This is a genomic window from Ligilactobacillus salitolerans (genome assembly GCF_003864415.1).
Taxonomy (GTDB): Bacteria; Bacillota; Bacilli; order Lactobacillales; family Lactobacillaceae; genus Ligilactobacillus; species Ligilactobacillus salitolerans.
The window spans coordinates 20,402-45,940 of record NZ_BFFP01000007.1; the positions used below are offsets into that span (position 1 = coordinate 20,402).

Genomic DNA, 25,539 nt, shown 5'->3' on the forward strand with positions numbered 1-25,539 from the left:
CACTTTTATTCACAAGTAAAGCCCTAAAAAAACTCTTTTCTAATTTCTAGAAATTAGCAGTGACATATTGATCCACGGCGACCAAAACATCTGCCACGTCTTCAGCCGTGACCGTAAACGGCATCCGGTGCATCGTTTCGGTCGGCAGGGTGGCTTGCTGGCCGACTTTGAGCAGGTCAGCATAGCTAACGTCGGAAAGCTTGAGGTCAGCCAGAGTAGTTGGCAGTCCCAGTGATTTATTAAAGGCAATATACTTGTTGAGCTCGTCAGTCGAGACCTGGTCCAGCATTAGTTCGCACAGATAACCGTAGGCGACTTTTTCGCCGTGCATCATGGTCTCGCTGGGTCCCGTCAAGGCAGTGAAACCATCGTAGATCGCGTGGGCAGCGGCTAAACCGGAACTTTCAAAGCCCAGCCCGCTTAAGAGGGTGTTGGCTTCCACCACGGATTCCAATGCCGGCGTGACGACTTGCCCTTTGGCGGAGGCAACGGCTTGTTTAGCATGGGCAAATAAGTTATCGGCGCAAGTCTGCGCGATTGCCAGCGAGGCTAGGGTCGGGCCGGCGCCAAGCATTGATTCCTCATAGGCCCGCGCTACGTCTTTGGCTTCGATGTTGGTTGCCATCGCGTCGCCAATCCCCGCGATCAGGTTTCTGACCGGCGCGTGGGCAACAACGCGCGTGTCGACTAAAACAAGGTCCGGGTTTTTGGCATAGAAGGCGTATTTTTCAAATTTACCGTCTGGTGTATACAGGACTGAAAGAGCCGAGCACGGCGCGTCAGTCGAGGCAACGGTTGGCAAGATAGCTACCGGCAGCTTGGTGCGCGCGGCCACGTTTTTGGCGGTATCTAAGGTCTTGCCGCCGCCTAAACCAATGATAAAGTCGTTGCCGGCTTTTTGTGCTGCTTCCGCGATCCGCTGGCATTCTTCATCCGAGGCTTCCCCGCCAAATTCGACATAAGCCGCGGTAAAGCCTTCCCTTTCCAGAGTCGCGTTCAACTTTTCACCGATGATCTTCCAGACAGTTGCGTCGCACAGTAAAAGCGGCTTAGACCCGAGCGCGGCCAGATACTCCTGCGGTTCATCGAAAACTCCGCTGCCCTGAATGTAATGGGCAGGACTGGCAAATTCTTTGATCATGATCATACCTCCAATTTGAAATTTAATTCACAAACTAATGATACCGCTTTTATTTTAGCTGTCGCAAATAATTCGACTACGGTCGGATCATTTAGCAGCGGCACTTTGCTGATCGAGCAGTTCCAGCGCCTTTTCGATCACTTCAGCCTGGGAGAGGTCCAAGCGCCGGGATAACTTCAGCAATAACTTGCGGTTCTCTTGGGATGCACTAACATGGATCGATTGTTCGCGTTCTTTTTCGTTTTTCATGAATTTGCCTCCTTAGTTAAAATTTTAACCTTGACTTCAGTCCTTCTATAACGTGTTTTACACCGTTCTTATGATGAATTCAAGCCTTATCAATACTTATTTATTTAAAATAGTGCTATTATAAGTGTTACAGACCATTATATATAACTAATGGACTCGCAAGTTGTGACTGTAACTCTAAGGAGGAATTTATATACATGATCAATATTGCATCAACCACTGATAGTGATTTTGCCGATAATTTAATGACTTTTTATGTTTCGATCCTGGAGCATAACCTCGATGAGGACTTTCATTTTTTTATTATCGACGACAAATTAAGTAAAGCAGACCGCGCCTATATCAGGCAGCTGGAACATATTTACGGCAATTGCCGTGAGATCACTTTTCTGGAAAGTGATTTTGAATACTATAAAGAAGCCAACACTGATTCGCCGGATTCAGCGATCAAGGAAAATACCTACTACCGACTGGAATTGCCGGAGTTAGTTGATTGTGACCGGATCTTATACCTGGACAGTGACATGATCTGTACCGGGAGTCTGGTCGACTTGTGGCATGAAGACCTCAATGGCAATGTGATCGGTGGCGTTGAAGACCAGGGCTATGTTGACCGCTTGACAGAAATGCACGTCCCACATGACAAGAACCTGTACTTTAATGGCGGGCTGCTGCTGTTTGATACCAAGAAGTGGCGGGAAGAAAATGTGACCGAAAAAGTCCGCCAGTATATCGTTGAGCATTCAGACAACCTGATCTACCAGGATCAAGACGCTTTAAACGCCGTTTTGGTCGGCAAATGGCAGGTACTTGACCCGCGCTATAATGTGCAGTCCAAGCTAGCCCGTCATGACTATATCAACCCTGATCCAGCAGGCGAGAAGTTAGCAATCAAAGCCCGCCGCGATCCGCTGCTGATCCATTTTACCGGCTGGAGCAAGCCTTGGGTCCGTTATGGCAAGTGGATGCACCCTTGGCGGGATGAATATTACCAATATAAGTTCATTGCGACCCAACGGCTGCGGGAATATACGGAAAATTTGGCAAAAGCATAAAGTTAAAAAACGAGCATTTTGCTCAGGCGAAGTGGTCGTTTTATTTTGAGAAAAAAGCTGATATTTCGACGTGAAAGGGTTATCATAAATGTGAAATGGAGGGATGTGCAGTGAGATATACACTCAATGACTTCAGTCAAATGATCGACCATACTAATTTGCACGCGGATGCTTCGTTTGACAACATGGTCAAATTATGTGACGAAGCTAAGCAGTATCACTTTAAAATGGTCGCGATCAACCAGACCCAAACGGCAACTTGCGCCAGGCTGCTCAAGGACAGCCCGGTCCATACCGGCGCGGCGATCAGCTTTCCGCTGGGCCAGACAACGCTGCGGGCGAAATCTTTCGAGGTCCACGACGCGATCGAAAAGGGTGCTGATGAGATCGACTACGTTGTCAACTTGACTGCGGTGAAGAACGGCGACTTCGACCATGTCAAAACGGAGATGCAGACGCTAGTTTCGCTATGTCATGACCGGAACGTTTTATGTAAAGTTATCTTTGAAAACTGTTATTTGACCAAGGACGAGATCAAAAAGCTGGCGCAGATCGCCAAGCAGGTCCAGCCGGACTTTATCAAGACTTCGACCGGTTTTGGTTCAGGCGGGGCAACTGTCGCTGATGTCAAATTAATGAAAGAGACCGTCGGGGATACGGTGCGCGTCAAAGCGGCCGGTGGGATCCGCAACAGCGATGACTTTTTGGCGCTGATCGAAGCCGGCGCTGACCGGATCGGGACTAGTTCTGGCATTGCGATCATCGAGGCTTTGAAACACAGATTTGAGCAAGATCAAGTTAGTGCGATCGAGCTGCGCACTGGTGAAGCTGACAAAAAAGCCCCCAAAGTCGGTGCTGGTACGCCGGATGATCACGACACAGTTGGCGAGTATGATCTTTGGTCAGACCTTTACGAATAAGAAGCGGTGTCTTTCATTTTGACGATGAGAGGCACTTTTTTTGAGCTGAAATTGTTTAACTGTGTAGGGGTCAGGCTGGATTGCCAAATAAACTCGCGTAAGTCGAGCAGAGTCACGCGAGAATAGATTTGCCCAGAAGATGGTGAGATTAGGAGCTAAACTACACCTGTTTGCTCAGAAGATGGTGAGATTAAGAGCTAAACTACACCTGTTTAGCTCAGAGAGAAAAGAGATCCGTTTGCTCGAGCTGCTCGTTTCTGAACCAAAAGCAGCAGAACGTTCATAGGTGATCAAAGCAATTTTTTTCAACTAGTTCAAATTTTATTTAGATTTTGGGCGATTTTTTTGTTGGGGTATTTTGTTTGGAAACGTTTACTATAAGTGTTAATCTGAAATTGATAAATATTTTAATGAAAGGATGTGCTTATAGTGAAGCATAGTGAATTGACAAAAACTCTCGTGGCAAGTTTGGCAGTGTGCTTGGGCGTCATGGGGCTCGGCCAGCTTGGGCAGAGCGAGACAGTTTTTGCCAAGAAGACGGACAACGGCAAGGTTGAGAAATTTGACAAATACAAGGGCCACCAGGTTTACGAATATACCGTCCAGAATAAATCCGGGCTGAAAGTCTCAGTTCTCAGTCAAGGCGGGACCCTGCATGGAATCTACGTGCCAAAAGGCGCCAAGGACAAGCGCAACATTATCATGTCCTTCAAACATACCAAGCAGTACTACAGCAAGGCGGCTAAGTCGCTTTATGTTGGCCAGCAGATCGGGCCAGTCGGCAACCGGATCCGCGACGGGAAATTTAAGCTAGACGGCAAGACGGTTTCTGTCCCGACCAACGAAAACGGCAATACCCTGCACAGCGGCAAGCATGGCTACAATTCTGTGCGCTGGAAGGGCAAGGTCGGAACTTATCATGGAAACCCGGCGATCACTTTGCGCCATACCTTTAGTTCGAAGTACACCGGTTTCCCCGGCAAAGTTAAAGCAACGACCAGGTATGTCGTGACCGATGATAATCAGGTCAAAGTCTTGATGAGTGCCAAAAGCACCAAGGACACCGTCTTTGATCCAACGATCCATGCCTACTTTAACCTAGGGCAGGAAAAGACGATCCGTGATCAAGAGTTGACGATGAACTCGACCCAGCGCTTAGAGCTTAATAAAGAGAAGGTTCCAACCGGCAATCTGCTCGAAAATAAAGGGACCTATGACTTTACCCAGCCAAAAGCGCTTGGGTCCCACTTGGATCACCTGATCACCACTAAGGAACAGGGCTTTGACACAATGTTCAAGGTCAAACCGGACAAGAATGATCAGATCGCCAAATTATCCGATCCGAAGACCGATCGTTCAGTGACCTTCCTGTCGAAACGTAATGGCATGGTGGTTTATTCCGGCAATTCGATCACCAAGAAAGTGCCGTTTGAATCTGGGGCCGGCCGCCAGCATGCTGCAATTGCGCTCGAACCGCAAATGCTGCCTGACGCGGTCAATCACCCAAGCTTCGGCGATGTCTCGCTAAAAGCTGGGCAAACCAAGACCAAGGAGATCACCTACAAGATCGACTATTAAACAATTGAGGCAAACGGACCGCTGGATCAAATGGTTCGGCGGTTTTTGCATGGTATCATGCGGCTGCAGTTGAATTTACTTGCTGTCTTTGCACTTTAGGGGGAATTCCCAATGAAAAATAAAAGCACCAGTTTAGCTAAAATGATTTTTTCGGTCTTAATTTTGGCCATAACTATGGTTCTAGGAAATGGGGTAATCAAAGCGGATACTTTGGAAAATATTATGGGCAGTCAAGCAGTGCCCAAAGAAAATCATATTATTTCTTACGAACCCAAGATTTCTTCTAGCCAGGTCCAAAAAAGAAGCGCAATTGTGACCAATTATGCTTTCCATTCTAAGGTCCTTAAATTGGATTGGAATTATGATGTCTATTTACCTGCCGGCTATGATCCTAAAGCTGCTAAAAAATACCCGGTCATATACTTGCTGCACGGCTTTTTAAACAATCACGGCGATATGTGGAACAAGATGAATACGCAAAAAATGTTAAATCAAGTCCAGCAACGCACGGGTCAACCCATGATCGCCGTGTTTGTCGATGGGTTCAATAGCTGGTATATTAACTCGCCTGATCCAGGCGGAATGCAGATGCAAACGGCGATCATCAATGATTTGATGCCGGATGTAGAAAAAAATTATCGAGTTTCCAAAAAAGCTTCTCAGACCGCTGTTGGCGGCTTGTCCATGGGAGGATATGGCGCTGCCAGGTTGGCGTTGAAGTACCCGAATGAATTTTCTTCGGTCATGGCTTATTCGCCGGCGATCTATCGGAAGGTCAGCGATCAAGATCAGGATACCTTGATTGCTTTTGCCAATAAGAAAGGCAAGGGTCTGGCCAAAAATTACAGGAAATATTATCCGACCCGGCATTTCAAGCAAAAAGCTCAATCAGTGAAGTTTTACGTCGAAACCAGTCGTGATGATACGGTGGTCAATGTGAAAGATGTCTCCGCTTTTGTTAAGACTTTGAAAAAGAAGGACGTCTCCGTCAAATACCTGCAAGATTCTGGTTATGATCATGGCTGGGCTTTGTGGGACAAAACTTTCCCGCAAGGATATCAGTGGGTCGCCCAGCAATTTGCCGATTCTAAATAGTTAGCAAATGTTTTTAGCGAGGGTCAGTTTTTCGGAATGTAAACCGGAAACTGACTCTTTTTTATGCTAAATTATTTACAACAGGAACATTTGTTCGTATAATAGGTATGAGGTGAGGATCATGGTCTATAAAAAACCGTTGAAGTATAATCCAGATGATTTTAGTGAAGAAGCGATCCAGCATTTCTTTGATTATGAATATCAAGACCGGGGGATGCTCAAGTGGCAGGGCTTCTTTTTGTCTGACCACACGAGTGCTTTGAACCAGGAAAAAGATCAGCCGGCCGCCGAGCTTTTACCGCGGCAAAGCGCAGATGAGATCTCTAGCCGGTTGTTTCAGTCTTGGCAGAGCCGCCGGCCGGTCACCATTCAAATGCAGGAGATCGATGGCGACCAGGTGCCGCAAGAATTTCGCGGGGTCGTGGTCGGCTACTATGAAAATGAAGTCGGCTTAAAATTGGCGGAATCGGAAAAAACACTGCAGCTGCTGTTGGAAGAGATCCGCAATGTCAACATTGGTCAAAAAAGGTAGACCGATTTAAAATTAACCGTTTGCAAAATTCTTTATTTGTTACTGATTGCCAAAATTATCAACTAAGAATATAATACAAATGTTAGTTAATTGGCTTTTTGGTTGGAGAAATAAAGCAGACGCGATTAAGCTACATAAAAAATAGACCAATTTACAGGGAGGTGCCTTCCAAGTCTGCTTTTTTTGCTAACCATCAGCCAACGATTTATTAGTTGATAACTAGGTCATTATGCAAGAAAAGGGGAATTTTCATGGCTGAAAAAAATTCAGGTTCAGGTTTTATTGAGAAACATTTGATGCCGGTCGCTATTAAGTTGAGTCAGTTTAAGCCGCTGATCGCCATTCGTGACGGGATCATCGTGGCGATGCCAATGATCATCATCGGCTCGTTCTTCATGATCGCCAATAGTTTTCCTATCCAGGGCTGGCCAGAATGGCTGGCTGCGACATCGTTTCATGGGGTCTCAGTTGCCGCTGTTTTAGCCAAGATCACAAATGGATCTTTTGGGATCATGGGCCTTTTGGGTTGTTATGGGGTCGCAGCGAGCTATGCCGACCAACATGGGACCGACAGTAAATCTGCCGGCGTGATCGCAATTGCGGCTTACTTTATCGTGACACCAAGTGTCATGTCAGGCGACAAGGTGCCGCTGGAGGGGATGCCGTATGGTTACTTAGGCAGTAAGGGCCTGTTTATCGCCATCATTATTGGTCTGGTGACTGGCGGGATCTTCCAGTGGTTCATTAACCACGATATTCGGATCAAAATGCCGGAAGCAGTTCCTCCGGCCGTGGCGGATAGTTTTAGTGCCTTGATCCCTGGAGCAGTGATCATCGCGTTATTTGGCGCAATTTACGCGCTCTTTTCTTGGACAGGCTGGGGCAGCGTGCATGACTTGGTCTTTAATCTCTTATCCAAACCATTGGGGCTGTTAGGTGATACCTTGTTAGGAACGATCTTAGCCGTTGGTTTAAACAGTCTCTTCTGGTTTGTTGGGATCCATGGTGCTAATGTGGTCAACAATATTATTTCGCCGATCTGGCTGATGAACACCGGTGCCAATAAAGATTTGGCTGCTGCTGGTCATTTAGATCTGGCTCATCATGGACATATCATTACTCAACCGTTTATTGATAACTTTATTTTCATGGGCGGCGGGGGCGCTACGCTAGGACTAGTCCTTTCGATGGGGATCTTGGTGTTGTTACATCGTTCCAGCAAGCAGATCAAGATCTTGACCCCGCTGACATTAACGCCAGGGATCTTCAACATCAATGAACCAACAATGTTTGGTTTGCCAATCGTTTTGAACATGAACCTCTTGATCCCATTCATTGTTGTGCCAATGGTCAACGCTGTGGTGACCTATTTTGCAATGCGTTTTGAGTTGGTCCCGTTATGTACCGGAGCCGTGGTCCCGTGGACGATGCCGCCGATCATTTCAGGCTTTTTGGCAACCAGCAGTCTAGCCGGGTCGGCCTTACAGATCGTCAACTTAGTGATCGACGTGGCAATTTACTTCCCATTCCTCTCATCCCTAAACAAGCAGTTCTTGTTAGAGGAAGCCGGCGAATTGGAAGAAAAATAATCCAGAACAGATGAAAGGAACTCAAAGATGGTTAAAAGATTGATCAGCGCGGATACGAGCGAAGTGCTCGCAATGAACGGCGCAAAACTAAAGCAAAGCATCAAAGCCAGTGAAGGACGCGTGATCGTGAGTGAAAATGTCGTTGTGCACGAGGCCTATGAAGGTCTGACGACTGCGGAATTGGCAGCAGCCTTTGGGGCGGACTTGATCTTGTTAAATGCTTTGGACGTTTTTGAGCCGGTGATCTTGGGTCTGTACCCAGGTGAGGCGACTTTGGAACAAGCCCAGCCGCGCCATGACAGAGAAAGCATTCACCGTTTGCAAAAATTAGTCGGTCGGCCGATTGGTGTCAACTTGGAGCCGGTCGACCCTGCTGCCAAAATGGCGGAAGATCGCCTGGAGATCCCTAAAGGACGCCAAGCCAGCGCGGCATCCTTGCAGGAGGCTGAAAAATTAGGCTTCAATTTTGTCGTTTTGACCGGTAATCCGGGGACTGGTGTGACTAACAAGCAGATCGCCGCAAACATTAAGGTGGCTAAAGAAAACTTCAGCGGACTGGTGATTGCCGGTAAGATGCACGGTGCCGGCGTGGCTGAACCGGTCGTCAGCGTGGATGCAGTGACTGAATTTTTGGCGGCGGGTGCTGATGTGATCTTAGTGCCGGCAGTCGGTACGGTCCCAGGGTTGAACGAGCAGCAGCTAACGGAAATCGTTGAGCTTGCTCATCAGCACGATGCACTGGTGATGAGTACGATCGGGACCAGCCAGGAAGGCTCTGGCGCCAGCTTTTTGGAAAATATTGCGATTCGCAATAAGATCTGCGGAGTTGACATGCAGCATATCGGCGATGCAGCCTGGGGGATCCAATCACCATTTGAAAATATTTATCCCCTGAGCAAAGCCATTCGGGGCGAGAGACACACGGTGCAAAGAATGGCCCGGTCGATCAACCGCTAAAATTGGCTCTACTTTAAACAAACGGCTCTCAGATTCTCCAAAAGAGAAAGTGCGAGCCGTTTTTTTCATAGTCAAAATTTTCGCCTTGAGTATTCTGAATCCCTAAAGTATTCTATCGGATAAGTGAAGAAATTTAAAAAAGGGATGCTGTTATATTGAAAAAAGATTATCTTCAAACAATGGTGTATACTCAAGCTAGATCCTTAGATATTGTCCTTAAAAATATCCGCTTCAGTAAAGATGGAACGAAACTTATCATCTCGATAAAGAACTTATTCACATCTGTTGACAATATGCAAAAAGCCCTCAGAATAATGCAGCTTATAAATAATATCCTTGAACAATTTGGTTCTCCTCTGTATCATATGCAAGTATTTACAACCGAAAAAGCAGGGGCCGAGTTTGCCAATCAAATATACTTTTCTTTGGACTACTCTGCGTATGAATTAATTAACAAAAAAATATCTTTATTCACCGCAGGAAAAAGCACAGGGGAGTAATGTCTGTATTTTAGAGCTACAAAGTCGAGGGTCCATTAGTGAGTAATGGACCTTGCCAAAGGTTGATTTACCAGCCTTTTTATTTGACACCAAGAAATGAGAGGCAAAAAGAACCAAAAACTATTAAAATCGCCCCTAAAAAGGAGCGATTTTTTCATGGAACAAAAAGTTTTACCGATCAAAGATTCGAACATTTTAGCGATGGCCCAACAATGCTTATTAGAAGAATTTAAAGCCGTCGCCGTAACTACACCATTTTTCAGGTGAACAAAGCAACTCTATTACGTGTCAGCGACATTCTCCGGCACAAACGGGCGGATTTTTGACGAGCAAGGAAACGTGCAGAAGAACACGTATCTCCACGACACCAAAACGGTTGCTCACCGGCTTTACATGCAGTCCAATTACTTTGACATGCACCTCTTGATCAGAGCAGTTGAGTCTCTGACATTGGCTTATTGAGGCTTAGATCAAGTCAGTACTGAAGAAATGTTAGCTAATATGATTCTGGCTAAATACCAAAAAGGACCATCTAATCAACCTATTCTTGATCAGACAGCCCTAAATATCACTTATTTTCTATCTTGTTATCATTATTGCTCTTTTTCATATGCAAATATAAAGACCAACCCAAAGCAAAAGTCAGCACATCTGCTAATGGCTGCGCCCAAATGATTCCGTTATAGCCCCATACATTAACAGTTACTGCTAATACCAACCAGAGCAAAACACCTTGTCTTGTGATAGACATTAAAAAAGCACTAACTGCTTTATTTGCTGACTGGAAAACAGTTGTAAAGACTAAAATTACTCCAATAAGCGGCGTTGTAATGAGTAAGCAACGCAATATTGTAGTACCTTGCTTGATTATCGTTGGATCATGCATAAACAAACCAGTGATTTGCGGTGCCAAAAAAATTAAACCCCCCGCAACTAACACAGCAACAATTATTTCAATCAGTAAATCAAAGCGAATAATCCCATAAAATCTTTTTTGTCTTGAGAACCGTAGTTATAGCCGATCAAGGGTTGGGCCCCGAAAGCAAAACCGATCATGAACAACATCACTACTAAGTAGATTTTAAGAGAAATACCTAACGCTGCCACTGGCTTAGCTCCATAAGGGGCTAAGTAATTGTTTAATAGCGCCGTCCCAAAACTTTGCATCAGATTAGTGATCGAGGCCGGTATTCCAATGGCAAAAAGTGGAATAATTGCTTTTAAATTAACTTTAGCTAAATCAGGTTTCACCTTTAAAACCTTGCCTTGGCGAATAGTATAAAACGTTAAAATAATGGTGCTAATTAAATAGCCGACTACTGTCGCTAAGGCTGCTCCTCCGGCTCCTAAGCCAAAAATAAAAATAAAAAGCGGGTCTAAGATGATTGTGATAACGACACCGCTGATCGTTCCTATCATAGATTGAACGGCTAATCCTTCTGTGCGCAGTAGATTGCCGGGAACTAATGATACTATAATTGCTCCGCCGCCTATGGCCATAATTCGATAAAATGCCGCAGCATGTTGATAAGTAGCATTAGTAGCTCCCATAAGTGCTAAAATTGATCGTTCAAATACAAGCATAATAACTGCAACTATGACACTGAAAACAATTGCTGCATAAAAGCAAAAACTGCTAATTCTCGCGCTTTGCTTCTTATTACCTTCTCCTAACAAACGTGAAATTAACGCGCTGCCGCCGATCCCGAAAATATCACCAAAAGCTAACATTAACGAAAAAAGCGGGGTACAAATAGAAACGCCGGCTACCATATCAGCATTTTGTGTCTGTGAAACAAAAAAGGTATCAGCCAGATTATAGGCCATGCTAGCCACCATACTAAAGACAACTGGCAGGGCTAACTGAAAGTAAGCCTTATGGATCGGTGCTTTCTCAAACAAATTATTCATTGCAACTGTTCCTTATAATTTTTTGAGACGCACGTTTCCGTGTGCTGATTTTTAATCTATTGAGCTTTTGGCTCGATCCCAATAAACACTAATATATCATAATATCGGCAAGTTAAAAGTAACGATTTGAACTTATAATAGATATGCTTAATGTTTTAGGTCCATTTGTTATTAATAGCATGTTAAGTGTAAAGAAAAGGAACTATGCGTTAACAGAGCTCCCCCAAAAATTCTTTCAAAGACTGTAGTTAGTCTCAAAGACTGCGAATAGTCGCCCTCAATTTGCCAAGGTTTAAGAGGGCGGCTTTTTTTTGTTGTTACCAGTCAAAGATTTTTGCCAGCAGTAAAAATACGACCCACAGCACGGCACCAACCACGAAGAAAATGAGCAGGACAAAGAGCGCGTCGCCGAAATTTCGAAGCGGAAACCAGCCGCTGAGCAATAAGACGGGGTAAACAGTCACCAGCATGATCATAATGTGCAGCAGTGTTTGCTTGAAGAGGCTGAAACGTTCGATATTATAGATAACTGTTGCGGCGCCAACGAATAAAATAATGAGTGCTGTACAAAAGGTGCTCCAAGCGTCTGCGCTTTTGCCTTGGAAGTTCAATATTAAAGCGATGACGCTCATGATCACGAAAGGGATCCCGCCTCGCAGTAAACCTGAAAATATTAATTGCATCTTGTTTTGCCTCCTTTTGGAAAGAGCAGTAATTGGCTGGTTTCTATGTAAAAGACCAACCGAAAGAGCAGCAATTGGTTGGTTTCTAAGTAAAAGACCAACCAAAAGAGCAGCAATTGGCTGGTCTTTAAGCCAAAGACCAACCGAAAGAGCAGCAATTGGCTGGTCTTTAAGTAAAAGACCAACCGAAAGATGATTATCTGGCGCAGACTTTCAATGTGGTTGAACTATAGGAGCCGCAACTGGAAAACGGTTTCTCTTTTACTGGAATTATAGCATCAACCAGGCAGCAAACCGCACTGGTAACACTTAGACGGCAAAAAACAGCACTTCACTTTTTCTGGTCAGTGAAGTGCTGTTTTGCTTGCGTATTATTTATTCTGCAAAGTCGTGCATGGAATCGCGATAGATCTGGATCGCATCTTGTTCAGTGACTGGGACATAGGCATTAGTGTCCAAGCTTCCACCAGCCACAGCGGCCTTAGCCATGTCAGCGAACTTACTGTCATCAGTGATCCCAACATCCGGCAGCGTCATTTCTGAGTTGAGAGACTTGAGCCAGTCATGAGTCCGGCGGATCGAGTTTTCTGCCAGTTCCATGTCGTCGTAACCATACTGATCCCAGACAGCCCGGGCAAAACGGGCAAATAACGGTTTACTTTCTTCATTTAGCGCGAATTTCATCCAACGCGGAGTCAGGATCGCTAAGCCGATCCCATGGGTGATGTCATACTGGGCGGAGAGTTCATGCTCCAATGGGTGCACGGTCCAGTGATTGACTGTTCCTAAACCAACGATGCCATTTAAAGCCATCGTGGCTGCCCACATCAGATTAGCCCGCGCGTCATAATTTTCTGGTTCCTTGACCGCGATCGGAGCCCATTTGATAACTGTCCGCATTAACCCTTCGATCATACTCTTGGAAACGTCATTGTTTTCAGCCGTGTCAAAATATTGTTCGCACAGATGGCTGAAAATGTCGCTGGCGCCAGCAGCAGTCTGCCTGGTTGGGACCGTATAAGTCAAAGTCGGATCCAAGAAGGAAACAGCCGGTGAATTCGGTCCCTGAGTGCCTTTTTTCTGCGGGATCGTTGGGTCGGAGATGACCGAACCGAAGTTCATCTCGGAACCAGTGGCAGCTAAGGTCAAAATATCAACGACCGGCAGCTGAGCGAGATCCTGGCGTTTAGCCGGGCTGATAACTAAGTCCCAAGGATCGCCTTTGTAATAAGCTGCTGAGGCGATCACTTTAGCTGCATCGATCACTGAACCGCCTCCGACCGCAAGGATCACGTCGATCTGATGGTCTTTAGCCAGCTTTTGGCCTTCGCGGATGGAAGAAATCTTCGGGTTAGGCTCGATCCCTGGTAATTCAGTGACATTTAGGTCTTTTAATAAACCAAGCACACGATCGTAGAGACCAGTTTGCTTGAGAGAATGACCGCCATAGACTAGCAAGACGTTTGTGCCGTACTGGTGTAAGACATCATAGAGTTCGTTGTCGATGTGTCCGCGGCCAAATCTAATATCCGTCTGATTGTGGAAAGTAAAATCTAACAAATAAGTTTCCTCCCTTAAATTAAGCTCCATTCAAGCTTTAAAGCTTGACACGACCTTATTATATGAAAAATTCAGGCCTTAATTCAAGCAAAGACAAACATTGTTAGATATTAGTATCTATTGTAGTATCAAGGTGAGAATAAAATGTGAGGGGTTAGATCGGATGAAAGCTTTTGTTTTTGATATGGACGGGGTGCTGGTCGATAGTGAGCGCTACTTTTTCCAGCTCAAGCGCCAATTTTTGCATGAAATAGGTGAGAGACCGGCTGTTGATAATGTGACAGAAGTGGTGGGCTTATCGGCAGACAGCGGCTGGGCCAAGTTTGTGCCGCAAGATGATAAACGCTCCAAGTTACGGCCGCTTTATGAAGAATATAAAAAGGAGCACCTTATTGATTATACCAAGTATTTGAATGCTGACGTGCCGGAATTTTTAGCAGACCTTAAAGCTGATGGTCAGGTGATTGCCTTGGCCTCGGCGGGATATTTGAGCAATATCAAGCAGATGCTGCGGCAATGCGAGCTGGATCATTATTTTTCTTCGGTCATGAGCGGTGAACATCTCAAGGCCAATAAGCCGGCGCCGGATATTTATCTGCAAAGCGCCCAAAAACTGGGCTTTTCTCCAGCCGAATGTGTGGCGGTAGAAGACAGTCCTGTTGGGATCCAGGCTGCCAAAAGCGCGGGTCTGGAAACTTGGGCAGTTAAATATCCATACTACCAGTTAGACCAGCACCAGGCTGACCGGGTATTTCGCGGCTTTGGAGCAATGCGCGACTTCTATCAAAAATTAAGGTAAATTAGGAAGACATACTATTAACTGACGAGTGCAAAAAACTGCTATGATAGACGCGTGCAGTTTTCTGCACTTATTTTTATTATAAGAGAAAGAGGGAGTAGAAGATGGCAGAAAAGAAGAAGACAGGCGGGCTTTCCGTTCAAGCAGTCGTTGCAACGGGGATCGGTATTGCAATCGTTTTTGTTTTGAAACGGTTTGTGCCGATCCCGACGGGGGTCCCGAATACGACAATTGATCTGGGCGAGGCTTTTTTAGCTTTTCTAGGAGCGCTTTTTGGTCCGGCGGTTGGCGGTTTAACGGCTTTTTTCGCGCACTTATTTACCGATATGACTTGGGGTGATCCGTGGTGGTCTTGGATCATCGCCGATGCGTTGTTTGGACTGGCGATCGGTTATTCTAGAAGCTTTCTTAAGATCAGGACAGAGCCGCTGACAACTGGAAAATTGGTCAAATTCAATGTTTTGCAGGTCGCAGCCAATATTGTCTGCTGGGGCTTGATCGCACCGTTAGGCGATATTTGGATCTATTCTCAGCCGGCGGGCAAGGTCTTTTTGCAGGGGGTCACGGCGACGATCACGAACGCATTGACGATCGGGATCATCGCGACCTTGTTGTTGATCGCATACGCTAAAACACAGGATCAAAATCAGAAATTAACAAAGGAATAATTATGAAGCAAGAAACGATGATCTCACTGCAGGATGTGAGTTTTCAGTACCGTAATCAAACTGAACCGACTTTAAAGCACATCGATCTGGAAGTTTGCCGCGGTCATAAAGTTTTGTTGACCGGTCCTTCCGGTTCAGGTAAATCGACTCTAGGTAATTTACTCAATGGTGTGATCCCCGAAGAATTTCCTGGTGAACTGACTGGTCAGATCACGATCAACGGACATGCCGTTTCAGAGCTTGATCTGACGAGCCTTTCCTTTGAAGTAGGGACAGTTCTGCAAGATCCAGACGCGCAGTTTGTCGCTCTAACTGTTGCTGAGGATATGGCATTCGCCCTAGAAAATGACGCACAGCCGGTTTCCAAGCTCCATGCGCGGGTCAAGGAATGGGCGGAGATCTTGAAAATGCCGCAGCTTTTGGACCAAAAGCCCCAGGAACTTTCCGGCGGGCAAAAACAGCGGGTCGCCTTGGCTGGTGTGTTGATCGATAATGAGCCAATTCTACTTTTAGATGAACCGCTGGCTAACCTTGATCCGGCCGCCGGACGTGCATCTCTGGAACTGCTTGATACCCTGGCAAAGGAGCGCAATTTGACGGTGCTTGTGATCGATCATCGCATCGAGGAAGCCTTGCAAATTCATTTTGACAAATTAGTGGTTTTGGCTGAAGGAGAAATTGTCGCTAACGACTCTCCCGATGAAGTGCTGCGCAGTGATGTCTTGCTGCGCAATGGTTTGCGTGAACCGCTATACGTGACAGCACTAAAAGATGCCGCTGTGGATCTCGCTGCTTTAAGTGATTTAGACGATCTTTTAGGTTTGCAGCTGGAAACAAAAGCGCAAAAAAAACTGCATTCTTGGCAAGCCCAACTGCCGGCTCCAAGCGCCAAAGAAAAGGGAGCACCTTTATTGAGCGGGCGTGGTTTGACTTTTGGCTATCCTGGCAAACCCGCGATTTTTCAAGACTTCGATTTTGAGATCCAAACAGGCGAAATGGCGGCCTTGGTCGGACAAAATGGGACCGGCAAAACGACCCTGATCAACTTGATCACGGGTTTCTTAAAACCGCAAGCCGGTTCTTTGACCTTAGCCGGCCGGCCACTTTTAGATTTGTCTGTCAAAGAACGAGCCGAAAAAATCGGCTATGTCTTGCAAGATCCCAATCAGATGATCTCGAAAACGAACGTTTCAGATGAAATCGCACTGGGCCTGGTTTTGCGTGGTGTCCCGGCAGCAGAACAAACCGCTCGTTTGGAAAAAATTCTTCGTGTGACTGGCCTTTACCCTTACCGCCATTGGCCAATTTCTGCGCTGAGTTTTGGACAGAAAAAAAGGGTCACAATTGCTTCGGTCTTGGTTCTAGAACCGCAAGTTCTGATCTTAGATGAGCCGACTGCCGGTCAGGACCTGGCACATTACGCCAAAATGATGGACTTTTTACGGTTGATGAACGAGCAGCTGGGGGTGACAGTTTTAATGGTCACGCACGATATGAATTTGATGCTGAGTTATGCTGATCGCGCCCTTGTCTTGGATCAAGGACAGCTCTTGGCTCAGGCCGCGCCAGCACAAGTTTTAACTGATGCTCAGCTCATTAAACGAGCCCATTTATCGCAGCTTAGCCTGCAGGTGCTCGCTAACAAAAGCGGCATTACTGACGCGATCGGTTTTGCCGAAAAATTCACCATTCATGAAAGGAGCAAGGATAATGCACGCAGAGCTTGAAAAGCAAGGACCCTGGATCAGCCGGCTCTCCGGTACGACTAAAATCGTGCTTCTGCTGGCTTTATCCGCGATCGGGATGGTGAGTTATGATACGCGTTACCTGGTTGTGCTGACGATTTTTGCGCTGATATTTTTCTACTCGGCGCGTTTAAAGTGGCGGCAAATCAAGGCTTTGGTCTACGCCATCGTTGGTTTTACCTTGCTGAATCTAGTGCTAGTTTATATTTTTAGCCCCCAGTATGGTACCCAGATCTATGGTTCCAGTCATATTTTGTTCGGGAGCGGCTTTTTAGCTGTCACAGCGGAGGAACTGTTCTATCTATTGAATATGACGCTCAAGTATATTTTTATCGTGCCGCTGATCTTGGCTTTCCTCTATACGACAGATCCGTCCGAATTAGCCGCCGGCATGAATAAAATTAAGATCCCTTATAAGGTCTGCTATGCCGTTGAGTTGTCATTGCGTTATATTCCGGATTTTTTGCGTGAATATCGCCAAATTAGTTTCGCACAACAGGCACGCGGTCTGGAAATTTCCAAAAAAGCTAATTTATGGCAGCGCGTCAAAGGAAGCTCGCAGATTTTGATCCCGCTGGTTTTCTCTTCTTTAGACCGGATCGAGGTCACGACGCGGGCGATGCGTTTGCGCCGCTTTGGTACACAAAAGAAACGTTCTTGGTACAAAGCCCATCCTTTATCCAAATTGGATTGGTTTTTGCTAGGGGTAACGGCACTTTTAGTGGTCTGCGGTATTTGGTTATTCCAGGTCGATCAAGGACGTTATTACGATCCTTTTTGACTCCTAAAGCGTCAAGAAAAACTCTGATTTTTTAAAAAAAATCACATAAAATTACTTTTTTAAAATATTTTTTGTAATATTAGGGCCTTTAAGGCTCTTTTTTGTTATAAATGAAATGTTTGCCTGAAAGCTAGTAACAACGCCTTTTTGCCAAACCGGCTAAGAGGTAGGCGGTGGAAAATTATTACGAAATGTTGCAAAAAAATGCTTTCTTTGCAAAATATCTGGATTTAGTAAAGACTTTGGAATTTTAATGTTACATTGTTTCGCTATACTAAGTGGCATTGAGCGATACGAATGTGTGGCAGGCGTGGGGATCTGTCACTAGGAAAAAGTAATTATTATAGGAGTGGACATAGATTATGGATATGAAGAAGACAATGCTTTCTGTTACAGCCGCAGCAGGTTTACTTACAGCGGGATCCATCGCAGCGAACGCCGATACAGTTACCGTAAAACCTGGTGATACAGTTTCCGGGATCGCTGCTGCACATAATACGACAGTTGCTGCAATCGAAAAAGCTAACAAATTGGCCGATGTGAACTTTATCTTGCCTGGTCAAAAATTAGATATTGATGCAGAAGGCAATGTGACTGTTGAAGCACAACCTCAAGCAACTCAATCTGTTCAAGCACAGGCACCAGTGCAACAAGCACCGGTTCAGACTCAAGCTCCTGTTCAACAGAAGGCAGCTTCAACTTATCATGCAACAAAAGCTTATACTCAAAAGGCACAAACAACAACGCAAAGCAGCGTTAGCTTGTCTGGCTCAGAAACAGCAGCACGTCAATTTATCATGGCACGTGAATCAGGCGGCAATTACAATGCCAACAACAGGGGCAAGTACATTGGTGCTTACCAGTTGTCAGCTGATAAGTTGAACGGCGACTACTCCAGAGCTAACCAGGATCGTGTGGCTAACCAATATGTTCAAAGCAGATACGGTTCATGGGTCAACGCACAAAAATACTGGAACCAGCATCATTCATACTAAAATTAATTAAATTAGATATTACAGGGCACGGCTTCGGATGAGGTCGTGCTTTTTTGAGTTCAGTTTAGCTGTTTCTGGTAAAATCAGTGTTTGCGAAAAGTAGGCGGAGAAAAGCAGCTAAACTCCTCCAAGATGAGCGAAGTAGGCGGAGAAAAACGGCTAAACTTCTCCAAGATGTACGGAGTAGGTGGAGAATAACAGCTAAACTCGCGTAAGTCAGTCAAAGTAACGCGAGTTTAGCCGGACATAACTTTTTGCTTGAACAGCGAGTGAATTTTTGCAAGAAATATTTTAATTTTTGTGGATTTCCATTGTATAATTAGCCTATAAGGCACTACATAATACGAGGAGGTGGGCAGATGGCAAATGCAGCACTAAAAGAGCAGATCATCGCAGCTAGTCAGAAGATCGGCATCGATAAGATCGGCTTTACAACTGCCGACGATTTTGAACATCTTCGCCCCAGTTTAGTTGCCCAGAAAGCCGCGGGGCATACTTCGGGATTTGAACACCAGAATTTAGATGAACGGCTTGATCCTGCCTTGATCTTTGACCAGCCGCGGTCGATCATTGCGATCGCGCTGGCTTACCCGACTAAATTACAGCAAAGACCGCCAAAGACTAAGTACAAGCGGGGACACTTCGCGCGAGCTTCATGGGGAAACGACTATCACGATATTTTGCGCCAGAAGATGGCTGATTTGATCGAGCAGATCAAGGTGCTCGCCGGAGAGCAAGTTACTTTTAAACCGATGGTCGACACGGGTGAGCTGATCGATGTTGCTGTTGCTCAGCGCGCGGGTCTGGGTTTTATCGGCAAAAATGGTCTGCTGATCACCGAAGAATTCGGCTCATTTGTATACTTAGGCGAGATCATTACCAACATTGAATTTGAACCTGATCAGCCGCAAGAAAGTCAGTGCGGTGACTGTACGCGCTGCATTGATTACTGTCCGCCAGGGGCTTTACTGGGTGATGGCCGTTTGGATGCCCAGAAATGTTTATCATACCAGACGCAAACCAAGGGTTTGATGGATGAACAGTATCGCCCGCTGATCCGCAATGTGATCTACGGGTGTGATATCTGTCAAATGGTCTGTCCGTTCAATCGGGGCAAGAATTTCCATTTTCATCCTGAAATGGAACCCGATCCAGACAAAGTTTCGCCTGAATTAGTGCCGCTCTTGACGATCTCTAACAAGCAATTTAAAGCAGAATTCGGCCCGATGGCGGGTTCGTGGCGGGGTAAAAAGCCTTTGCAGCGCAATGCCCTGATCGCCTTAGCGAACCTCGGCGACCGCAGCGCGATCCCCGAAATCCTGCAGGTGGTCGAACAAGACCCGCGTCCTGTGATCAGAGCGACGGGCGCCTATGCACTTGGTCGTTTGGTACGTGACTACAATCCTGAAATTAGCGGCTTTTTGCAGCAAAAACTGCAGCAAGAAGAGGATGCTGGGTTAGCAGACGAGTATTTGCGTGAGTATCGGGCGGCGATCCGCAAAATTAATGCATTACAATAACATCGAAGGAGCTGGGGGAGCTTGAATAAAAAAATTGTTTTAGTAATGGGATTGTTGATGGCATTGCTTTTGACGGGTTGCGCTAATACTGGGCAAGAACAGGATCCTAATCAAGCGCGGGTGGTTTATCAGCTGAAGTCAGGCGATAAGAAACTTGCACAAAAGAAGATCACCGTTGAAAAAGGCTCCAAGGTAGTGACTGGTTTGAAAAAAGCCTGGTCGGTCAAATTACAAAACGGGATGGTCACGCAAATCGATGGGCACGCGCAAGACCCTGACCGTGATCGTTATTGGACCTATGAAATTAATGGCAAGGAAGCCAAGAAAGGTGTTAACCAGCAAAAGGTTTACGATCAAGATAAAATTGTTTTTACTCTGAAAGATATTTCGCAATAATTCATTCGATCATGTTAGCCTTTTTGCTGCTAACATGATTTTTTTGAGTTCTTTTTTTTGAAAAAAATGAGGCTTTAGTATTAAATGAAGGTAGTTTTTAGCATAAGGAAGGGATGGTGGCGTGAGCGTGATTACGATTGAAGGACCGATCGCGGCCGGTAAAACAAGTTTGACCGAACTGTTAAGCACTCGTTTAAATAGTACCCCGTTTTATGAACCGGTCTCCGACAATCCGGTCCTGCCGCTTTTTTACCAAGGCAACAAGGCTGTCGCTGCGGGCAAATGGAAGACGAACCCGTATGCTTTTTTGCTGCAGATTTTCTTTTTGAACCGCCGATTTAAGATGATCAAGCAGGCTTTTGCTGAAGCTAACAATGTTTTGGATCGTTCGATCTATACCGACGCGCTCTTTTGCAAGATGAATTATGAGCGGGGCAACATGACTAAAGTCGAGTGGGAAACCTACCAGGAATTGCTGGCCAATATGTTAGAGGAACTGCCAAATGCAGCCCACAAGAAGGCTCCAGATCTGATGATCTATATCGATGTTTCTTATGAAACGATGCTGCACCGTATTAAGTTACGGGGGCGCGATTATGAGCTGCCCGCCCAAGATCCCAGCCTGGAAAGCTACTACCAGGACCTGCTTGAACGCTACCGGAGCTTTAAAAAGGGGTATCAGACTTCTCCCTTGCTGGTCTTAGATGGTGATCGTTATGATTTTGTCCATCAGCCAGCCCAGCGAGACGCGGTGCTCAGACAAATTTATACCAAATTAGCTCGTTTAGGCCAGCTCTCTGACCAAGAACACGAACATTTACTGGAAGAATTAACAAACTAAATATTTGAATTTAGGCTTACTATTTGTTAGAATTATTAAAATCAAAATACAAAAAGAAATTTGATCATAGTATCACAGATAAAAAAGGGGAGGTCTTTTAGATGGCGATGGATGCGAAAAAAGCTTTGGGTGCCGGGATCGCTGCCGGGTTGATCTCGGGGTTAGTCAAGTTAGGTTGGGAGAATGTGCTGCCGCCTCGGACTGCAGACCGTGACGCGGAAAACCCGCCGTACAAAACAATGAAGCTGCTGGGTGTTCCAGACAAATTGATCCACCAGAAATATCATTTTTCAGGGCACGAAATTGAATGGCCAGGATTTATCATTCATTTTGGCTTCTCAGCTTCATTTGCAGCTTTATATGAATTGCTGCGGCATAAATATCCGGCGATCGCCAAGGATCACGGGACCTTGTACGGGATCGGGGTCTGGGCAGCTTTCCACTTAGGTGTCATGCCTGCGCTGAATGTTGTGCCTTCTGCCAAAGATCAGCCTAAAGACGAGCATGTTTCAGAATTATTGGGGCATATGGTCTGGATGTGGACCAATGATTTGGTCGGCAAAAAAATTTATGCTGAATTAACAAATAAAAAAGATTAGGCAAAGTTCTTGCCACAGTAAAGTAAGGTCCGGGAATTTTAGCTGGTTCCCGGATCTTTTGGGTAAAAAATGGACGGGACAAAGGCAACCTATGTTTTGTAGTCGAGCTGCGCATGGCAGAGTATGAAAGAGGTGAACGGCTCTGCCGTTACTTCAAGAAAGTTATGTCCGAGCTCGCCAGCTCGGCCGTTACTTTGAGAAACTTATGTCCGAGCTCGCCAGCTCGGCCGTTACTTTGGGAAACTTATGTCCGAGCTCGCCAGGTCGGCCGTTACTTTGAGAAAGTTATGTCCGAGCTCGCCGGCTCGGCCGTTACTTTGAGAAACTTATGTCCGAGCTCGCCAGCTCGGCCGTTACTTTGAGAAACTTATGTCCGAGCTCGCCAGCTCGGCCGTTACTTTGAGAAACTTATGTCCGAGATAGCTGGCTCTGCCGCTACTTTGGGAAACTTGAGTCAGAAGCAGGCTCAATGTCACTAAAAAATCCAAAAGCAGCTAATTTTTTAGCTCACTTGCTTCGCTCTGTGTTGTAGTTGAGCTCCGCAGCGCAAGAGATTCCGCCTATCCAACTCCAGGCTCATGGTGCAAAGCGCGCACCATGAGTCTGGAGTCCGATAGTGCTCATCTCTTAAACGCGCTGCGTCGCTCTGTTTTGTAGTCGAGCTCCAGCAAGCAGAAAGCTGCGTCTAGCTAACTTCGTCATCATAGTACAAATCTCGCACTATGGTGCCAAAGTCTGCTAGTGCTCACTTTCTCCCGCTTGCTTCCGCTCTGTTTTGTAATCGAGCTTCGTGAGGCAGAAGATTGCGCCTAACCAACTTCAGTCAATAATGCTGGAAAACGCATCATTGACTGAAGTCCGTTAGTGCTTGTCTTCTGGGCGCCTCGCTTCCGCTCTGTTTAGTAGTCGAGCTCCGCGAAACAGAAAGCTGCGCTTATCCAACTTCAGGCAATTATTGCCAAGACCGCAATACTTGCCTAAAGTCCGATAATGCTCACTTTCTCCCGTTTCGCTTCGCTCTGTTTTTTCTTGGAGGTTAATATGAAAAATCCTAAATATGAGACCGGGTGGGTCGAGCGGATCAGTTATGGCTTGAGCGACGCCGCCGATAACCTGATCTTCCAAATGATGAGTTCTTACCTGTTATTTTTTTATACTGATGTTTATGGTTTGAAAGCCGTTGATGTCGGCATCCTTTTTGCCATCGCTCGTGCTGCCGATGTCATCGAAAGTGTCGTTTTAGGTTTGATGATCGATCGGACTCACTCTAAATATGGCAAAAGTCGGCCTTTCTTCCTCTGGTATGCCTTGCCTTACGTCCTTGTTGCCATCTTGACCTTTGTGACCCCTGATTTTTCCGGCGGGGGCAAACTGCTCTGGGCTTACGTTACATACCTAGGCCTTGGTTTTCTCTATACTGCCGTTAATCTGCCCGTCACTTCGATTTTGCCGACTATGACTAAAAACGACCGTGAAATCACGATCCTGGGTGTTATCCGTCAGTTCTTCGGCAGCTTCGTGCAAGTGATCGTTGCGACCTTTACTATTCCGTTGGTCAAATTGATCGGTCAAGGCAACCAGCAAAAAGGTTTTCTAGGGACCGTGATCATCTTCGGCTTGATCTCGCTGGTTTTGATCGTCAATACTTTCGTTCAGGTGCGCGAACGGCACACGGATCAAAACAAGACCCATCAGCCGTTGAAAAAAGTCTGGGACATGCTGCGCCACAATAAACCATGGATCTATTTGTCGATCGTTGTCTTCTTATATTGGCTTTCGACTGCAATCAAAAACCAGACTACCATCTATTATTTCAAATATGTTTACAATAACGATAACCTGGTTTCGACCGCGAATAGTTTCACGCTGGCTTCCGTGATCGGTGTGCTGTTGATCCTGCGTTTCACGCAAGTTCGCAGTAAAAAAGCCACCATGGCTCATGGGATCGAGATCGAATTAGTTGGGCAAATGATTATTGGTTTGGGTGCTTATACCAAGCTGCTCCCGCTGACTTTTGCGGGGATCTTGGTCAACTCGATCGGAAACGGGATCGTGATCGGCCTAGTTTCGATCATGATCGCCGATACGATCGCGTATGGCACATCAATGGGGATCCAAGCTGAAGGACTGCTCGCTTCGACTAGTGATTGGGGTGTGAACCTTGGCTTAGGGCTCGGCGGTCTGATTACCGCGATGATGTTCAATGCTTCGGGCTATGTTGCTAATCAAGCGCAAAATGCCGCTACGATCCGAATGATCGATTTGAACTTCGTCTGGATCCCAATGGTGATCTACGTTGTGATGTACCTGGTCTTGCGTTTGTATGATGAGACCCTGATCCAGCAGAGTTAAGCTCTCGCATATACTGGTTGAAAAGGAGCACGGTTATGTGTACAAGTATTTTACAGGTCGCACAAGACGGTACGCACCTGTTTTCGCGCACGATGGACTGGCATGAATTGGAAAATGAGCCGGTTTTTTCACCGCGTAATTATGCGTGGCGAGAAGATTTTGACGGACGGACTCTGGTCAACAAATACGCGATCATTGGTGTCGGCCGTCAAAAGGAACAGAGTATTGATATGAGCGATGGTGTCAATGAATGGGGACTCAGCGTGCAGAAACTGACCTTCCGCAATGGCACCAATCTTTATGACGACCCGCAGCCTGAAGCAGAACAGCTGGCGCCGTTTGAGATCCCTTTTTATTTGATGGGCAACTTTAAGTCGGTAGCGGAGATCATTGAACATCTGCCCGAGATCAGACTGATGAGCGGTAAAAACGCCACAGTGCACTACGGCTATCCTGAATTGCATTATGCCGCGACTGATCCCAGCGGTCGGATCGTGATCATCGAACCAACCGTCCAGCCGATGAATGTGATCGATAATCCGATCGGCGTGGTCACCAATGCCTATGATTTTTCGCGCCAAGTCAACCAGCTCAAAGATTACCTGGAATTTTCACCGGAATTAGTGCATAAATCTGCTGCTGGGATCCAGCCGAAGATCAGTACAGGGAGTTTTGCAGGCAAAAAGGTCCCTAGTTCTGCCTATACTCCGACTGGCCGTTTTATTCGGGCCGCTTACTATAAAGAACGGACTGACCAGCCGCTCAATGAAGAAGAAGCCGTGATCAGCAGCTGGCATTTATTGAATAGTGTGACGGTGCCCAAGCTCAGAAAGTTTCAGCAGAACTATTCTGTTTATCGCTCTGCTGTTGCCCTTGAATCACGAACCTGTTACTTTGAACCCTACGATCGCTTGGGACTGACCAAATACCAGTTGACCGATGAGATGCTCGAATGGGAGAAGCCGCGGTTCTTCGATAGCGACAACCGGTTAAACGTTCGTGCCGGAGTTATTTAGCAGCTGCCTTCCTTGGCGGGGCCAGTTTGTGACATAAAGCCGTTAACTGTCCATTTG

At 46.1% G+C, this 25,539-nt stretch carries 23 protein-coding genes and 2 pseudogenes; 20 read left to right on the top strand and 5 right to left on the bottom strand.

Annotation, left to right across the window (positions count from 1 at the left end):
- Positions 1–46 precede the first annotated feature (46 nt).
- Positions 47–1,141, bottom strand: a complete 1,095-nt coding sequence (locus LFYK43_RS03160; protein WP_124975357.1) for a glycerol dehydrogenase — start codon at positions 1,139–1,141, stop codon at positions 47–49.
- 87 nt (positions 1,142–1,228) lie between these two features.
- Entirely contained in the window at positions 1,229–1,390 is a 162-nt protein-coding gene (locus tag LFYK43_RS12475; RefSeq protein ID WP_158609177.1) for a hypothetical protein, read from the bottom strand.
- A 197-nt stretch (positions 1,391–1,587) separates the two neighbouring features.
- Here LFYK43_RS12475 and LFYK43_RS03165 point away from each other — a divergent pair, with 197 nt between their 5' ends.
- The 9 genes and pseudogenes from LFYK43_RS03165 (at position 1,588) to LFYK43_RS03205 (ending at position 10,078) form a co-directional block, all read left to right on the top strand.
- Positions 1,588–2,445, top strand: a complete 858-nt coding sequence (locus LFYK43_RS03165; protein ID WP_124975359.1) for a glycosyltransferase family 8 protein — start codon at positions 1,588–1,590, stop codon at positions 2,443–2,445.
- Positions 2,446–2,555: 110 nt separating this feature from the next.
- A complete protein-coding gene (gene deoC / locus LFYK43_RS03170) occupies positions 2,556–3,365 on the top strand; it encodes a deoxyribose-phosphate aldolase (RefSeq protein ID WP_124975361.1) in 810 nt (269 codons plus the stop codon).
- A 429-nt stretch (positions 3,366–3,794) separates the two neighbouring features.
- Positions 3,795–4,943: an aldose epimerase family protein gene (locus LFYK43_RS03175; RefSeq protein ID WP_124975363.1), complete on the top strand. Its 1,149-nt coding sequence runs from the start codon at positions 3,795–3,797 to the stop codon at positions 4,941–4,943.
- A gap of 111 nt (positions 4,944–5,054) precedes the next feature.
- Positions 5,055–6,038, top strand: a complete 984-nt coding sequence (locus LFYK43_RS03180) for an alpha/beta hydrolase (RefSeq protein ID WP_124975364.1) — start codon at positions 5,055–5,057, stop codon at positions 6,036–6,038.
- Positions 6,039–6,159: 121 nt separating this feature from the next.
- Positions 6,160–6,570: a hypothetical protein gene (locus LFYK43_RS03185; RefSeq protein WP_124975366.1), complete on the top strand. Its 411-nt coding sequence runs from the start codon at positions 6,160–6,162 to the stop codon at positions 6,568–6,570.
- Positions 6,571–6,821: 251 nt separating this feature from the next.
- A complete protein-coding gene (locus LFYK43_RS03190) occupies positions 6,822–8,159 on the top strand; it encodes a PTS sugar transporter subunit IIC (RefSeq protein WP_124975368.1) in 1,338 nt (445 codons plus the stop codon).
- Between the two features lie 27 nt (positions 8,160–8,186).
- The gene (locus LFYK43_RS03195; RefSeq protein ID WP_124975370.1) at positions 8,187–9,116 is read left to right on the top strand and encodes a DUF7916 family protein; all 930 of its coding nucleotides are present in this window, start codon (positions 8,187–8,189) and stop codon (positions 9,114–9,116) included.
- Positions 9,117–9,271: 155 nt separating this feature from the next.
- Complete coding sequence (locus LFYK43_RS03200; RefSeq protein ID WP_124975372.1) at positions 9,272–9,616, top strand: hypothetical protein; 345 nt, start codon at positions 9,272–9,274, stop codon at positions 9,614–9,616.
- Positions 9,617–9,772: 156 nt separating this feature from the next.
- Positions 9,773–10,078 (top strand): annotated as a pseudogene (locus LFYK43_RS03205) (site-specific integrase).
- A gap of 106 nt (positions 10,079–10,184) precedes the next feature.
- On the opposite strand, the pseudogene LFYK43_RS03210 reads toward LFYK43_RS03205, so the two are convergent.
- The 3 genes and pseudogenes from LFYK43_RS03210 to LFYK43_RS03220 all read right to left on the bottom strand — a co-directional run bounded on the left by LFYK43_RS03210 (position 10,185) and on the right by LFYK43_RS03220 (position 13,770).
- Positions 10,185–11,527 (bottom strand): annotated as a pseudogene (locus LFYK43_RS03210) (MATE family efflux transporter).
- Between the two features lie 317 nt (positions 11,528–11,844).
- Positions 11,845–12,210, bottom strand: coding sequence for a DUF3021 family protein (locus tag LFYK43_RS03215; RefSeq protein WP_124975374.1), 366 nt, complete (start codon positions 12,208–12,210; stop codon positions 11,845–11,847).
- Between the two features lie 375 nt (positions 12,211–12,585).
- On the bottom strand, positions 12,586–13,770 hold the full coding sequence (locus LFYK43_RS03220) for an iron-containing alcohol dehydrogenase (RefSeq protein WP_124975376.1): 1,185 nt from the start codon (positions 13,768–13,770) through the stop codon (positions 12,586–12,588).
- 163 nt (positions 13,771–13,933) lie between these two features.
- On the opposite strand from LFYK43_RS03220, the gene LFYK43_RS03225 reads away from it, so the two are divergent.
- The 11 genes from LFYK43_RS03225 to LFYK43_RS03275 all read left to right on the top strand — a co-directional run bounded on the left by LFYK43_RS03225 (position 13,934) and on the right by LFYK43_RS03275 (position 25,482).
- Complete coding sequence (locus LFYK43_RS03225; RefSeq protein WP_124975378.1) at positions 13,934–14,569, top strand: HAD family hydrolase; 636 nt, start codon at positions 13,934–13,936, stop codon at positions 14,567–14,569.
- Positions 14,570–14,673: 104 nt separating this feature from the next.
- On the top strand, positions 14,674–15,237 hold the full coding sequence (locus LFYK43_RS03230; protein ID WP_124975380.1) for an ECF-type riboflavin transporter substrate-binding protein: 564 nt from the start codon (positions 14,674–14,676) through the stop codon (positions 15,235–15,237).
- Positions 15,238–15,239: 2 nt separating this feature from the next.
- Complete coding sequence (locus LFYK43_RS03235) at positions 15,240–16,964, top strand: ABC transporter ATP-binding protein (RefSeq protein ID WP_124975382.1); 1,725 nt, start codon at positions 15,240–15,242, stop codon at positions 16,962–16,964.
- A complete protein-coding gene (locus LFYK43_RS03240; RefSeq protein WP_229717916.1) occupies positions 16,948–17,763 on the top strand; it encodes an energy-coupling factor transporter transmembrane component T family protein in 816 nt (271 codons plus the stop codon). The genes LFYK43_RS03235 and LFYK43_RS03240 overlap by 17 nt, the downstream gene beginning before the upstream one ends.
- A 362-nt stretch (positions 17,764–18,125) precedes the next feature.
- On the top strand, positions 18,126–18,758 hold the full coding sequence (gene apf, locus LFYK43_RS03245; protein WP_124975386.1) for an aggregation-promoting factor: 633 nt from the start codon (positions 18,126–18,128) through the stop codon (positions 18,756–18,758).
- Between the two features lie 359 nt (positions 18,759–19,117).
- Positions 19,118–20,278, top strand: a complete 1,161-nt coding sequence (queG, locus tag LFYK43_RS03250; RefSeq protein ID WP_124975388.1) for a tRNA epoxyqueuosine(34) reductase QueG — start codon at positions 19,118–19,120, stop codon at positions 20,276–20,278.
- Between the two features lie 21 nt (positions 20,279–20,299).
- A complete protein-coding gene (locus tag LFYK43_RS03255; RefSeq protein ID WP_229717918.1) occupies positions 20,300–20,674 on the top strand; it encodes a DUF4430 domain-containing protein in 375 nt (124 codons plus the stop codon).
- A gap of 127 nt (positions 20,675–20,801) precedes the next feature.
- Positions 20,802–21,515, top strand: a complete 714-nt coding sequence (locus LFYK43_RS03260; protein WP_124975389.1) for a deoxynucleoside kinase — start codon at positions 20,802–20,804, stop codon at positions 21,513–21,515.
- 101 nt (positions 21,516–21,616) lie between these two features.
- Entirely contained in the window at positions 21,617–22,114 is a 498-nt protein-coding gene (locus tag LFYK43_RS03265) for a DUF1440 domain-containing protein (RefSeq protein ID WP_124975391.1), read from the top strand.
- Positions 22,115–23,155: 1,041 nt separating this feature from the next.
- Positions 23,156–24,466, top strand: coding sequence for an MFS transporter (locus tag LFYK43_RS03270; protein ID WP_124975393.1), 1,311 nt, complete (start codon positions 23,156–23,158; stop codon positions 24,464–24,466).
- Between the two features lie 35 nt (positions 24,467–24,501).
- Positions 24,502–25,482: a linear amide C-N hydrolase gene (locus tag LFYK43_RS03275; RefSeq protein ID WP_124975394.1), complete on the top strand. Its 981-nt coding sequence runs from the start codon at positions 24,502–24,504 to the stop codon at positions 25,480–25,482.
- Positions 25,483–25,539 lie beyond the last annotated feature (57 nt).

Excerpts from the sequence above, each read along its gene's own strand:
- LFYK43_RS03160 (WP_124975357.1), bottom strand. The coding sequence starts at position 1,141 with ATGATCAAAGAATTTGCCAGTCCTGCCCATTACATTCAGGGCAGCGGA.
- LFYK43_RS03270 (WP_124975393.1), top strand. The coding sequence starts at position 23,156 with ATGAAAAATCCTAAATATGAGACCGGGTGGGTCGAGCGGATCAGTTAT.
- LFYK43_RS03185 (WP_124975366.1), top strand. The coding sequence starts at position 6,160 with ATGGTCTATAAAAAACCGTTGAAGTATAATCCAGATGATTTTAGTGAA.
- LFYK43_RS03215 (WP_124975374.1), bottom strand. The coding sequence starts at position 12,210 with ATGCAATTAATATTTTCAGGTTTACTGCGAGGCGGGATCCCTTTCGTG.
- LFYK43_RS12475 (WP_158609177.1), bottom strand. The coding sequence starts at position 1,390 with ATGAAAAACGAAAAAGAACGCGAACAATCGATCCATGTTAGTGCATCC.
- queG (WP_124975388.1), top strand. The coding sequence starts at position 19,118 with ATGGCAAATGCAGCACTAAAAGAGCAGATCATCGCAGCTAGTCAGAAG.
- LFYK43_RS03225 (WP_124975378.1), top strand. The coding sequence starts at position 13,934 with ATGAAAGCTTTTGTTTTTGATATGGACGGGGTGCTGGTCGATAGTGAG.
- LFYK43_RS03240 (WP_229717916.1), top strand. The coding sequence starts at position 16,948 with ATGCACGCAGAGCTTGAAAAGCAAGGACCCTGGATCAGCCGGCTCTCC.
- LFYK43_RS03180 (WP_124975364.1), top strand. The coding sequence starts at position 5,055 with ATGAAAAATAAAAGCACCAGTTTAGCTAAAATGATTTTTTCGGTCTTA.
- LFYK43_RS03230 (WP_124975380.1), top strand. The coding sequence starts at position 14,674 with ATGGCAGAAAAGAAGAAGACAGGCGGGCTTTCCGTTCAAGCAGTCGTT.
- LFYK43_RS03195 (WP_124975370.1), top strand. The coding sequence starts at position 8,187 with ATGGTTAAAAGATTGATCAGCGCGGATACGAGCGAAGTGCTCGCAATG.
- apf (WP_124975386.1), top strand. The coding sequence starts at position 18,126 with ATGGATATGAAGAAGACAATGCTTTCTGTTACAGCCGCAGCAGGTTTA.
- LFYK43_RS03235 (WP_124975382.1), top strand. The coding sequence starts at position 15,240 with ATGAAGCAAGAAACGATGATCTCACTGCAGGATGTGAGTTTTCAGTAC.
- LFYK43_RS03275 (WP_124975394.1), top strand. The coding sequence starts at position 24,502 with ATGTGTACAAGTATTTTACAGGTCGCACAAGACGGTACGCACCTGTTT.
- LFYK43_RS03165 (WP_124975359.1), top strand. The coding sequence starts at position 1,588 with ATGATCAATATTGCATCAACCACTGATAGTGATTTTGCCGATAATTTA.
- LFYK43_RS03190 (WP_124975368.1), top strand. The coding sequence starts at position 6,822 with ATGGCTGAAAAAAATTCAGGTTCAGGTTTTATTGAGAAACATTTGATG.
- LFYK43_RS03265 (WP_124975391.1), top strand. The coding sequence starts at position 21,617 with ATGGCGATGGATGCGAAAAAAGCTTTGGGTGCCGGGATCGCTGCCGGG.